Origin of the sequence: Rhizorhabdus argentea (assembly GCF_037861105.1) — a bacterium.
GTDB lineage: Bacteria > Pseudomonadota > Alphaproteobacteria > Sphingomonadales > Sphingomonadaceae > Rhizorhabdus > Rhizorhabdus argentea.
In genome coordinates this window covers 99,831-112,064 of sequence record NZ_JBANFK010000001.1, presented here as the reverse complement: position 1 = coordinate 112,064, position 12,234 = coordinate 99,831, and the positions used below count along the sequence as shown (strand labels likewise).

General features: G+C 64.0%; 13 protein-coding genes. 5 read left to right on the top strand and 8 right to left on the bottom strand.

Annotated elements, in window-relative coordinates:
• Positions 1 to 459: 459 nt before the first annotated feature.
• The 6 genes from AAC645_RS00570 to AAC645_RS00545 form a co-directional block, all read right to left on the bottom strand.
• Entirely contained in the window at positions 460 to 1,293 is an 834-nt protein-coding gene (locus AAC645_RS00570; RefSeq protein ID WP_340313063.1) for a hypothetical protein, read from the bottom strand.
• Positions 1,294 to 1,512: 219 nt separating this feature from the next.
• Entirely contained in the window at positions 1,513 to 1,674 is a 162-nt protein-coding gene (locus AAC645_RS00565) for a hypothetical protein (RefSeq protein ID WP_340313062.1), read from the bottom strand.
• A 373-nt stretch (positions 1,675 to 2,047) separates the two neighbouring features.
• Positions 2,048 to 3,337, bottom strand: a complete 1,290-nt coding sequence (locus tag AAC645_RS00560) for a nucleotide sugar dehydrogenase (protein WP_340313061.1) — start codon at positions 3,335 to 3,337, stop codon at positions 2,048 to 2,050.
• A 30-nt stretch (positions 3,338 to 3,367) separates the two neighbouring features.
• Positions 3,368 to 4,396 (bottom strand): SDR family oxidoreductase, encoded by a 1,029-nt coding sequence (locus AAC645_RS00555; protein WP_340313060.1) that lies wholly within the window; start codon positions 4,394 to 4,396, stop codon positions 3,368 to 3,370.
• A 287-nt stretch (positions 4,397 to 4,683) separates the two neighbouring features.
• Entirely contained in the window at positions 4,684 to 5,049 is a 366-nt protein-coding gene (locus AAC645_RS00550; protein WP_340313058.1) for a type II toxin-antitoxin system VapC family toxin, read from the bottom strand.
• Positions 5,046 to 5,510: a DUF7662 domain-containing protein gene (locus tag AAC645_RS00545; protein ID WP_340313056.1), complete on the bottom strand. Its 465-nt coding sequence runs from the start codon at positions 5,508 to 5,510 to the stop codon at positions 5,046 to 5,048. Before AAC645_RS00545 ends, AAC645_RS00550 begins: the two co-directional genes overlap by 4 nt.
• A gap of 88 nt (positions 5,511 to 5,598) precedes the next feature.
• Between AAC645_RS00545 and AAC645_RS00540 the strand changes: the two genes are divergently transcribed.
• Genes AAC645_RS00540 through aguB form a run of 3 tightly spaced genes read left to right on the top strand, consistent with a single transcriptional unit; the run spans position 5,599 to position 7,790 of the window.
• Entirely contained in the window at positions 5,599 to 6,585 is a 987-nt protein-coding gene (locus tag AAC645_RS00540; RefSeq protein ID WP_340313317.1) for an agmatine deiminase family protein, read from the top strand.
• Positions 6,582 to 6,932 (top strand): DUF3147 family protein, encoded by a 351-nt coding sequence (locus AAC645_RS00535; RefSeq protein ID WP_340313055.1) that lies wholly within the window; start codon positions 6,582 to 6,584, stop codon positions 6,930 to 6,932. Before AAC645_RS00540 ends, AAC645_RS00535 begins: the two co-directional genes overlap by 4 nt.
• 9 nt (positions 6,933 to 6,941) lie before the next feature.
• Positions 6,942 to 7,790, top strand: coding sequence for an N-carbamoylputrescine amidase (aguB, locus tag AAC645_RS00530; protein ID WP_340313054.1), 849 nt, complete (start codon positions 6,942 to 6,944; stop codon positions 7,788 to 7,790).
• Between the two features lie 9 nt (positions 7,791 to 7,799).
• On the opposite strand, the gene AAC645_RS00525 is transcribed toward aguB, so the two are convergent.
• The gene (locus AAC645_RS00525; RefSeq protein ID WP_340313053.1) at positions 7,800 to 9,062 is read right to left on the bottom strand and encodes a dicarboxylate/amino acid:cation symporter; all 1,263 of its coding nucleotides are present in this window, start codon (positions 9,060 to 9,062) and stop codon (positions 7,800 to 7,802) included.
• 85 nt (positions 9,063 to 9,147) lie between these two features.
• On the opposite strand from AAC645_RS00525, the gene AAC645_RS00520 reads away from it, so the two are divergent.
• Positions 9,148 to 9,567, top strand: coding sequence for a response regulator (locus AAC645_RS00520; protein ID WP_340313052.1), 420 nt, complete (start codon positions 9,148 to 9,150; stop codon positions 9,565 to 9,567).
• 481 nt (positions 9,568 to 10,048) lie between these two features.
• The gene (locus AAC645_RS00515; protein WP_340313051.1) at positions 10,049 to 11,419 is read left to right on the top strand and encodes an AmpG family muropeptide MFS transporter; all 1,371 of its coding nucleotides are present in this window, start codon (positions 10,049 to 10,051) and stop codon (positions 11,417 to 11,419) included.
• Here AAC645_RS00515 and AAC645_RS00510 read toward each other — a convergent pair.
• On the bottom strand, positions 11,390 to 12,184 hold the full coding sequence (locus AAC645_RS00510; RefSeq protein ID WP_340313050.1) for a transporter: 795 nt from the start codon (positions 12,182 to 12,184) through the stop codon (positions 11,390 to 11,392). The two genes, AAC645_RS00515 and AAC645_RS00510, sit on opposite strands and share 30 nt — an antisense overlap.
• Positions 12,185 to 12,234 lie beyond the last annotated feature (50 nt).

Below are 12,234 nucleotides of genomic sequence, written 5' to 3'. Positions count from 1 at the left end.
GAAGAGTGCGCCCTAATAGGGTCCAGCAGATGCCGCATATCAGCGCAGCGCCGGCTTTGGGCTACAGCGAGGACTGCAGGCCGCGCGAAGAAGAAACCCACGCGGGCGGCGCTGTCTTGCGCAAAGCGTTCCACGACCGCTCGCGCTGCAGCTGGACCGGGCGTCCATACTCCCCGATATCCGATCGACACCTGACCGGTGCTGGCACCTTCCATTTCAAACAAGGTTCCCAACTCACGCGCGCGATCACCGTTCCGGATCAACAGGCGGCATGGGCCACGCGTAGCGGCGACGGCTGGGCCAGGTGCGAAGTGCTCCATCTTGACCTCGAAGCCTCTCGCCCGAAATGTTGCGGCGACGTCCCCACTGAGATGACGCTCGTCGACATGCGTCGATCTCTGCTGGAGCCACAGCTTTGGGCCGACCGTCGCGATCAGCAACGCAATGATCGCGGCCGGGTTAACGACGGCGGGTGGCAGCGACAACGCCCACTCCCGTCACCGTGATCGCCGCCGCGAAACTCGCCAGGCCGAACAAGGCTGCGCCTTGGCCTACATGGAAATATTCGAAATGGCTGGGAAAGCGAGCGATCGTCGCCAGCCTCAGGATGTTCACCATCGCCATGGAGGCTGCCGAAGCGGCGCAGACGGAGAGGAGTGCCGGGGTCAGCCTTAGCTGCAGCATCTGGGTGACGACGGCGAACAGCAATATGGACAGCGACATGTTGTGCAGCGATGAACAGCCGAGAGCGACATATAAACGGCCGGCGCCACCGAACAGGTCGACGACGTTGCCCTGAACGCTCGAGCCCGCGATAGCGGCAGCGAGATAGGCATCCAGTCCGAGCAACATCGGCCCGAAAAACGCCAACAACAGGCGCCCCCAGATCAGCGGCCCGGTCAGCGCAAGCATGATGATCGCAACATGGCGGGCCGCGGATGCGCTCGTCGATGTGGCCAGGAGATAGGCTCCGCCGAGCGCCACCGCGATGGCCCCGCCGAAATTGAACGGAACGGCGGCGAGGATCACCATCGACGCCAGCACCGGATGATCCAGCGGCGTCAGCGCTTCACCCTTGTCGATCTTGCCCGGAATCACGAGCATGACGATCAGCGCGAACCAGATGATCGCGCTGACGCCGCCCAGTGAAAGCAACGCGCTGGCAATGTCCTGCCCATGCCATGCGGTCGCCAGCTTGCCTGCCAAGGCATTGACCGCAGCGATCGCACCGACGATTGCGAATGACTCCGCCCTGCCATTGAGGAAGGGCAGCCAGTGGATAGACCGGCTCACCTCAAGAGCCGGCTGCAAAGCCCGGAACGGACGTTGCACACCAGCTTAGGGTGGCGACCAGGATGGCGAGCCGCATTATCTTCTGCATGGATCGGTTCCCAATCTTGTGTAGAAACCTACAAATAAGCGCCGGCCGCCTGTCTTTCACATGCGCACTATGTGTAACTCCAAGTTTCCGGGAAGACCGGCACCGAAATGAACATTACGAAAGCAGGTCGATCAGCCATGGGCTGCCCCGATCAGCCCTATCGCCACAATTATGACGACAAACGCGACCGTATCTCTCCATATGAACACGCCGTTGCCCGAGTGCGTATCGACGGCGTCCTTCACGGCCCGAACTCGGCAATATCCCCATTGGCGGAAATGCAAGATATTCATCGCCTGCTCCTTTATACCGGATGTCGCCGCCAACTTTGTGAAACAGGCCAAGCGATCAGATAAATTGGTCAGCTCCGAGCGCGGGCCATCAATATCTGGGAGAGGCCGAGTGGACTGCATCCTCTCCGCCTGCCCGGCCCCTCTGCTGGCGAGGATAGTCGCCGGACATGGCGACGCCAGCGCTCGCACGAGGTAGTCCGGAATCCCGCAACAGGATCAGGAAGCGCGACAGCCCCGGTTCCGATCAGCTTCAGCCAATTGCTTGGCTGCATGGCCGCAGCTCTCTGGCTCGCGCTGTCGCTGTTGAGCGGCGACGCGCCCCAAAGTCAGGGCATTGGCAACAGGCTGACAGCGACCGCCTGCTATCGCAGCGTCAGAGCGACCAGCGCCGCACATGCTGGGGAAGATCGAAGCCGCTCCACATACCCTTGAGATCCGCAACCAGCCCGCCGTCGTTCACCAGGCCCGCAAGCGTCGCCGCCGGCAGGCCGGCATAGGCGGCGTGTGATACCGCACCGACGACCACGTCGTAGCGGCCTGCCAGTGCATCGCCGGCCAGCGTCACGCCATATTCGTGTTCTGCTTCAGCCGGGTCGGCAAGCGGATCGTGGATCACGACTTCGTGCCGCAGCCATTCGAGCCGGCGCACCACGTCGATGACCCGCGAGTTGCGCAGATCTGGCACATTTTCCTTGAAGGTCAGCCCCATCATCAACACCCGCGAGCCGTTGCCGATCCGCTCGTGAATCTGGTCGGCGATCCATGCGCCCATGCCGTCGTTGATGCCGCGGCCCGCCAGGATCACGCGCGGATAATGGCCGAGCTGCTGCGCCAGATAGCTCAGATAATAAGGATCGACGCCGATGCAGTGACCGCCGACCAGTCCCGGCACGAAGCGCAGGAAATTCCACTTGGTGCCGGCCGCGGCGAGCACGTCCCAGATCGATATGTCGATCTTGCCGAAGATCTGGGTGATCTCGTTGACGAAGGCGATATTGATATCGCGCTGGGCGTTCTCGATGACCTTGGCCGCCTCTGCGACCTTGATCGACGCCGCGCGGAAGGTGCCCCCCGTGGTCACCGCGCCATAGATTGCGCAGAGCTTGTCGAGCACCTCCGGATTTTCGCCCGCGACCACCTTGGTGATGCGATCGACGGTATGCTCGCGGTCGCCCGGATTGATCCGCTCGGGGCTGTAGCCGAGAAAGAAGTCGACCCCGCGCCTGAGCCCCGACAGCTTCTCGATCTCCGGCCCGCACAGATCCTCGGTCACGCCGGGATAGACGGTGCTCTCATAGACGATGATCGTGCCACGCCCCGGCTTCAGCACCTTGGACAGGCTGCGCGTCGCGGACATGACCGGGCCGAGATCGGGCCGATTGGCGTGATCGACCGGCGTCGGCACGGTGACGATGAACACGTCCGCATCCGCCGCTGCCTGAATGTCCGTCGACAGCTCGAGCGACGATGCCGCGAGTTGTTCACCGGTCAGCTCATTGGTGCGGTCATGGCCGCTGCGCAGTTCGCCGACCCGGCCATCGTCGATATCGATGCCGACGGCGGAAAAATGGCGGGCCAGTGCGACCGCCAACGGCAGGCCGACATAGCCCAGGCCGATCACCGCAACCCGGCTGCCGCCTTTTACGCCCTCTTCGCTACTCACAAGCCTTCGTCCCCCGCTCGCCAAGCCCGGCTATGGCGCCCCCACCTTGGCGGTCTGCATATACCAAGGCAATGCCTCGGCTAACCCTTCGGCGATGCCGTGGCTGGGCCGGTAGCCGATCATGCCCGCAGCGGCGCTGGTATCCGCCAGCGAATGCCGGACATCGCCAGCGCGAAACTCCGCATGGACCGGCGCGCGATCATAGCGGACGCCGTGCTCGGCCAGCCCGTCGCGCAGATATCCGAACAGCTGGTTGAGGCTGGTCCGTTCTCCGACCGCGACATTGAGCAGCGCAGCCTCGCCGACCGGCCCGAACAGCGCCCCCCGCACATTGGCCTGCACCGCATTGGCGACATAGCAGAAGTCCCGGCTCGTCTCCCCATCGCCGTTGATGACGACATCCTCGCCAGCGATCATCGCCGCGGTCCAACGCGGGATCACCGCGGCATAGGCGCCGTTCGGATCCTGCCGCGGCCCGAAGACATTGAAATAGCGCAGGCCCACCGAACCGAAGCCATAAGCGCGACAATAGACCTCGGCGTGAAGCTCATTGTTGAGCTTTGTCAGCGCATAGGGCGACAACACTCTCCCGAGCCGGTCCTCGACCTTGGGAAGATTCGGCTCGTCGCCATAGACCGAGCTCGACGAGGCATAGACGAAGCGCTTCACCCCAGCGACCCGCGCCGCATCGAGCATGTTGACGAAGCCGGTGGCGTTGACGTCATGCGTGGTCAGCGGATCGGCGAGCGAGCGTGGGACCGAACCGAGCGCCGCCTGGTGGAGGACATGCTCGACGCCATCCACCGCCCGCTCGCAGGTTGCGCGATCGCGGATGTCACCTTCGATGAACTCGAAATCGGCCCATGCGGCCGGCCCGACCCGGTCCTGAACATCCTGCAGATTGCTGCGGTGGCCTGTCGCGAAATTGTCGAGCGCGCGCACCTTCTGTCCGGCGCGGAGCAGGCTTTCGACGAGGTGCGATCCAATGAAACCCGCCGCGCCGGTCACGAGCCAGTGCGCCGGATGCGACGCAAGCGCGTGCTGGAGATCCATCGTCATGACCGAGGCGTAGCCGAACTTTCGGAGTACGGGAATTGCGTCGCCTCGTTTTTCCCAGGGCAATCGGGTGAATGTCGAAGGCCTATCCTGGCCCGTCATCCCGACGAAAGTCGGGACCCATAACCGCAACGAAGACGGATAGAACCGCGCGGTTCGGTCCTTTTTCTTCCAATCCAGCGTGTATGGGTCCCGACTTTCGTCGGGATGACGCGCTTTTGACCGACAAACCTTAGCCCAGGATAGGCCTGCGACATTCACCCGATTGCCCTGCTCGTTTTTCCTCGCCGCTAGTCGGCCTTTGAAGCCAGGCCCATACGGTCGGCTGCGGCGCGAAGCCTGCGGTCGCGCGTCCACAACGCTGCCCCAGCGCTGCGAACCGATGCGAGCAGGTGAACATCGACATAGCCGATCCCGGTTCCGGCGAGATCTTCACATTCGATCAGCTTCAGAACATCGTCTTCAGGCGCGACAGGCGCCTGCGGAGCTGCGCGCAGGTTTTCGAGTATGGAGGCCCGCGAATGCAGATGGCCCAACGCCAGTTCGCCGATCACGAACGGATGCAGCATCACCAGTTGCTGTGTGAGACAGGAGATCAGCGCTGCTTCGCCGCGTCGAAAATGATCGGCCCATACCGATGTATCGACAAGGATCATTCACCGCGCCGGCGCGGAGGCGCGGAAAATTCCGGCATTGTGCCGCCCGCCTCCGCCAGGCGACGAGCCGCCTCGCGTTCGATCAAGGCCCTCATGCCTTCCCGGACAAGATCCTCATCATTTTCTATCCCACTGTATCGACGGGCATCTTCGAACAGCCTCTGGCTCGATAAAGCCGGCGCCGCGGCACTCGGATAATCACGGCCACGCATGGCTGGCATTCGGCGAAACCGCACCTTGCGCTGCGAAAGGTCGAGTTCGCTGGTCTGCCATCCCGCCGCTTGCCACGACTGTGACTGGCTGTGCCCCGCTCCAGATTGGTTAGCCCACCATGCCGGGTACCGGGAGGCGCTGGCCGGCAAGCAGAAGCCGAGCACCTTCTCGATTTCGTCGAAGTCGACGAACCACTCATCCTGGGAGAGCAGCGAAAGATGGCGTTCCAGCGCGTCATATTTGGCCACAGCGAGTTCCTTTAGTGATTTTAGTATATCATAACTATACCATCGGCAATGACTTTCCTTGGTCACGCTCAGTAGCTATCTCGCGCGCATGACCGACTATCGCCAACCCGCCGAATGGGCCCCGCACGACGCCGTCTGGATCGGCTTTCCCAGCCATCCCGAACTCTGGGAGGACGATCTCGAACCTGCGCGCGGCGAGGTGATCGAGTTCGCCCGCGCCGTTCACGCCGGCGGCCGGGGCGAGCGGGTCATCCTGGTTGCCGCCGACGAAGCATCGGCTGATCGCGCCCGCGAACTCGCCGGGGAAGCGGCCGACGTAATCGTCGAGCCTTTCGGCGATATCTGGCTGCGTGATACCGCGCCGATCATCGTCGCCGGCCCGCGCGGACGCGCCGCGACGGATTTCGGCTTCAACTGGTGGGGCGGCAAATATGACCTAGCCGGCGACGAGAGCATCGGCGCTCGGCTCGCGGCACGATCGGGCCACGCACTTCGCCGCGGCGACTGGATCTTCGAGGGCGGTGCGATCGATATCGACGGCACCGGCCTCGGCGTGACCACCGAGCAGTGCCTGCTCAACCCGAACCGCAATCCCGGCCTCGACAAGGCCGCGATCGAGGCGCGGCTCGGCGAAGGGCTCGGCGTCGACCGGCTGCTATGGCTGGGAGACGGTCTCGCTAACGATCATACCGACGGCCATATCGACAATCTCGCTCGCTTCGTAGCCGAGGGCGTCATCGCCATCCCCGAGCCGGCTGGTGCCGATGATCCCAATGCCGCCGTCTATGCCGATGCCAGGGCGCGCGCCGATGCGTTCGGCCTCACTATCGTCGCTATCCCCTCCCCCGGCGCGGTCGAGCGCGATGGCGAGATCATTCCCGCCTCCTATATGAATTTCTACATCGGCAACGCGACGGTGGTCGTGCCGCTCTACGGCGCCGCCAATGACGAAGCCGCGGTCGACGCCATCGCCGGGCTCTTTCCGACGCGCAGTGTCGTGGGCTTCCGCGCCGATCATATCTTGACCGGCGGCGGCAGCTTTCATTGCATCAGCCAGCAATTGCCCGCGGCATGATCGCCTTCCTGATCCGCGCCGCATTGTCGGGGCTGATCATAGCGTTGATCGCTCTCGTCGCACGCCGGAACCCGGCAGCCGGCGCGCTGGTCGCCTCGCTGCCCCTGATCTCGGTGCTGGCGATGATATGGCTTTGGCACGACACCCATGACGCGCCCCGGCTGGCCGAGCAGGCCGAAGCGACCTTCTGGTACATAGTGCCGTCGATGCCGATGTTCCTGCTGATGCCGTGGATGCTGCGCCATGGCAGCTCTTTCTGGCTTTCGCTGGCCGCCGGTTGCGTCCTGACGATCCTTCTCTATCTGCTGACCGTCGTCATCGCGGCGCGCTTCGGCGTCCGCCTGTGAGGAAATGAGATGACCGAGATCACCGTTGCCGCGCTGCAGCTCGCCTTGAGCGACGACATCGACGCGAACATCGCCGAGGTATCGAAGCTCGTCCGCGACGCCGCGAAGCGTGGCGCGAAGGTCGTGCTGCCGCCCGAATTGTTCGAGGGTCATTATTTCTGCCAGGTCGAGGACGAGGGCCTGTTCGCCCGCGCCCGGCCCACGGCCGAGCACAAGTCGGTCATCGCCATGCAGGCGCTCGCGGCCGAGCTGAAGATCCATATCCCGACCAGCTTCTTCGAGGCCGACGGACCGCATCATTATAACAGCCTCGCGATGATCGATCCCGATGGCCGGATCATGGGCGTCTATCGCAAGAGCCACATTCCCGATGGTCCCGGCTATGAGGAGAAATTCTATTTCCGCCCGGGCAATAGCGGCTTCAAGGTATGGCCGGCGCAGGGCACGACGCTGGGCGTCGGCATATGCTGGGACCAATGGTATCCGGAAACCGCACGCGCGATGATGCTGATGGGCGCCCAGGTTCTGTTCTACCCGACCGCGATCGGCAACGAACCGCATGATCCCGATCTCGACACCAGCCGGCTATGGCGCCGCGCGATGATCGGCCATGCCGTGTCCAACGTGGTGCCGATCGTGGCCGCGAACCGGATCGGCACCGAGAATGGCCAGACCTTCTACGGCCACAGCTTCATCTGCGACGAACGCGGCGACCTGCTGGCGGAGTTCGGCCGTGAGGAGACGGGCGCGCTTGTGGCGACGCTCGACATAGATCTCGCCAAGCGCCACCGCGCCGCCTTCGGCTTCTTCCGCGACAGGCGGCCTGAACTGTACGGCCGGTTGACGCAGGATATCTGAGCGCGCCGCTCAGGGCGCGTGCGGCGGCTCGATCTCGGCGGGTTCGACCATGTCCAGCCCGCCCTCCCATTTCGCCACGATCACACTCGCCACCGCATTGCCCACCACGTTGGTCGCCGAGCGACCCATGTCGAGGAAATGATCCACCGCGAGAATCAGGAGCAGCCCGCCTTCGGGGATGTTGAAGAAGGCCAGCGTCGAGGCGATCACCACGAGGCTCGCGCGCGGCACGCCCGCCATGCCCTTCGACGTTACCATCAGGATCAGCAGCATCGTGATCTGGTGACCGATCGTGAGCTCGATCCCGTAAGCCTGGGCGATGAACATTGTCGCGAAGGTGCAATAGATCATCGAACCGTCGAGATTGAACGAATAGCCGAGCGGCAGCACGAAGCTGGCGATGCGCCGCGGAACGCCGAACCGGTCGAGCGCCTCGAGCGTGCGCGGGAATGCAGCCTCGGACGACGCCGTGCTGAAGGCGAGCAGGATGGGCTCGCGGATGTAGCGGATCAACAGCTTCGACCGCCCGCCGACGATCACGAAGCACAGGCTCAGCAGCACGATCCACAGGATGATCATCGCCAGGTAGAAGCTGCCCATGAACTTGCCGAAGCTGATCAGGATCATCGGCCCCTGCTCGGCGAGCGCGGTGGTTACCGCCGCGAACACGGCGAAGGGCGCGAACCGCATCACATAGTCGGTGATCTGGAGCATGACCTGCGCCAGCGCTTCGATGCCGCGCAGCAGCGGCGCACCGCGTTCGCCGATCGCGGTGACGGCGACGCCGGTAAACACCGAGAAGACCACGATCTGCAGGATTTCATTGTTCGCCATCGCCTCGAAGAAGCTTTTGGGCACCAGATGGGTAACGAAATCCTTGAGCGAAAAACCGGCCTGGGCGAGCCCGGCGCTGGCGTTTGCCGGCGGCAGCACCAGATCGGCGCCGACGCCGGGTTGCAGCAGGTTTACCATGATCAGCCCGAGCGTCAGCGACAACAGGCTCGCGCCCAGGAACCAGCCGATCGAGCGTGCTCCAACGCGGCCGAGAGCGGCCGTGTCCCCCATATGCGCGATGCCCGAAACCAGCGTGGCGAACACCAGCGGCGCGATAATCATCTTGATCAGTCGCAGGAACACATCAGTAAGGATCGAAATATAGCCCGTAACGTTAGTCAGGGTAGCGGGATCGGTGATCGTCGCGTTGAGCGTGATGCCCACCGCGATACCGGCGATCATCGCAAAAAGAATGTACAGGGTGAGGCGCTTGGCCACGGGCGTCTCCGAAACAAGATATGGATCGTGGTCGGGCCAAAGCGGGGCGGGGTCAAGTATCGGCCGTGCCGGATGGGGAGAGGCGATGTTGTTCGAACGAAGCGACCGGAGGATCGTGAAGCTGCTGATCGTCGAGGACGAGCCGCTGGTTGCGTTCGATAACGAGCATTTTCTGGCAACCCACGGCTACACCGTTGTCGCCACCGTCGACAATGCGCCGGCCGCACAGGCGCTCATCGCCGAGGGCGGCATCGACCTGGTCCTGTGCGACGTCAAGCTCAACGGCAGCGACGGACACGACGTCGCGCTTGCCGCCCATGCGGCGGGTATCCCGTTGCTGTTCGTGACCGCCACCTGCCCGATCGACGCACCGGATCTTGCGGCTGGCTGCCTGGCCAAGCCTTACACCCAGAAGGACCTCAAGCTGGCGATCGAGGCGGTGGCGGCGCGGCTCGATGGCGACAAGCCGAAACGGGTGCCGAAGGTGCTGACGCTCTACGGCTAGGGTGACGATCTCCCTCCCCTCATTGTCCTTCTCGGGCATGCCCTCCTGCGTCTCCCCAGCGAAAGCTGGGGTCCATGTCTTTCGCCATTTTCGATGCCATCGAGAAGGAGAGAGACATGGATGCCAGCCTCCGCTGGCATGACCATGGAGAAATTCGGGGCGGCAGTGAGCGAAAGCGGGAATCCATTACTCGTCCCGGGATGCTGTGTTCGCTATATGTTCTTGCATTTTCGCCCCCTTCCCGCTACCTCTGGCCACGGAAAACCGGGCCCGCGCGCCCGCAACGGAAGGAGGGCAGGAAAGAAAAAATGAAAAAACGAGCAAACAACCCCATGCAACCGGCAACACGTCACTTTCGTGTTGACGATGTGCCATCCGCGGTCGGGTTTCGAACCGAGCTTTGCACGGCTTATCTGGCGCGGGCCACTGGCGCGAAGACGCCGCGTCTTTTCTCTTGGGAACTCCCCGCTATGCTCAGCCGATGAATAGAATATCGGGGGGTGACGGCGCGGCCGTCGAGAGCAGAGGTTTCATTGCGGCGGTGCGGCCCTATACCGAGCCGGCACCGCTGGCCGCGCTGTTTCTCGGCATGAGCTCGGGCTTCCCCTATGCGATGATCGGCGCCACGCTGACCACGCGGCTCGCGCAGGACGGGATCGACAAGAAGGTGGTGACCGCCTTCACCCTCGCCTTCCTCGTCTACAATCTGAAGTTCCTCTGGGCCTGGATCGTCGACGGCGTGCGGCTTCCCCTGATCGGGCGGCTGGGCCAGCGCGTGTCGTGGATGCTGGTGATCGGCACGCTGGTGATCGCGGCGGTTTGGAATCTGGGGCTTGTCGATCCCAGGGCTAGCCTCTCGCAGACCGTGGTCGCCGCGATCCTCGTCGGTGCCGCGGGCGCGACCTTCGACATCATCATCGACGCCTATCGAATCGAATTGCTCGAGGCGCGCCAGCTCGGCGTCGGCGCGGGCATGTCGCAATATGGCTGGCGGATCGGATCGACCGCGGCGGGTGCGCTGGCGCTGGTGCTGGCCGATCGCGCGGGCTGGAACATCGCTTATATGGCCTGCGCTGCCTTCGCGCTGCCGGCAATGATCGCCGCGCTGGTGATGGGCGAGCCCAAGCGTCACCGCGAGCCGGCGATGCGGCGGACGCGCAGCGAGGTCCTGGCCTCGATCGTCGGCCCGCTGCTCGAATTTTTCCGGCGGCGCGGGGCGGCGCTGGTGCTGCTGTTCATCCTGCTCCACAAGATCGGCGACACGCTGGCGAACCTCACCTTCCGGCTGCTGTTCGACAGCCTAGGCTACAGCAATGACGAGATCGCGATCTACGATGTCGGCTTCGGTTTCTGGGCTTATCTGATCGGCATCTTTATCGGCGGCATCCTCTATTCCCGGCTCGGCATGAAGCGGTCGGTGCTGGTCAGCCTGTGGCTGATGGCGGTCTCCAACCTCAGCTTCGCCGGGCTGGCGGCGAGCGGGCACAGCAACTGGGCGATGGCCGGCGCGATCGGCTTCGAGAATATCGCGAGCGGAATCGGCGGGGTCTGCCTGGTCGCCTATTTCTCGGCGCTGTGCGACCTGCGCTTCACCGCCGCGCAATATGCGCTGATCTCGGCCGCGGCCAGCGTCGTCGGCCGCATCCTGACCGGCACCACCGCCGGCGCGATGCTCGAGTCGATCGGCTATGTAAACTTCTACCTGATCACCACCGTCGCGGCCCTGCCCGGCATCGCCCTGTTCTGGCTGATGATGCGCGCCGGGCTGATCGACGAGTCGATCGGCAGCGCCGGCGAGGACGACGACGCCCCGGACGACGGCCTAAAACCGCCGCGACACGCCGAAATATAGCTCGACATCCGCAGCATGCCGCAACCCGGCATTGGCACCCACATCGAATTGCACATCGTCGCGCGGCTGCCATCCAAACGACAGGCCGGCAAGCTGCTCGGTCGCATGGCCACCCGGATCGCGATCTCGGGTCGCCTGATATTCCGCGGTTGCGGCGATGGTCTTACCAAGCTTCGCCGCGATGCCGGCCACCGCGCCATAAGCGAGATGACGGCCATTGCCGTCTTCGTCGGCAGCCGCATCGATCTCGGGCGTCAGCGACAGGCTGAACCTGTCGTCCAACTCGTAGGAGACGGGAACGCGCAGGCCCGCAGCCCAATCCCCTACACCGATCGGCTGGCGACCCGTCGGCAAGGTCGCGAACGGCATCACCGCCAGCGAAAAACCCGAGCCATCCGGGTTATGCAGGTTCTGGCGCATGGCGATGGTCATATCGCCGACACCGCTCCGCCGCGAACGCGCGCCGGTCAGCCTGTCGCGGTCCCTTTCCCTTCCAAAGCTCGTCCAGCCGAGCTGGATCTCGGTGCTGTCGCCCACGCCGTAGCGGATCAGGACATCGCCCAGTACCAGCCGATCGCTTCGCTGCGCGTCGTCGCGCTGGAGCGTCCAGTCCGCCAGACCGACCTCCAGCGAGGCATGCCCGCGGTCGATGGTGCAGGACGGCGTGCCGAGCCCTGGCCGGTCGGGACAATAGTCGCGAAGCTCCGCCACGGCCGGTCCCGACAGCCAGAGGAGGATCGACCCGGCGGCGACGCGTGCGAACATGGCAATTCCTTATCCTGTGACGAGCACCACTGACAGCGGCAGATCGCGCT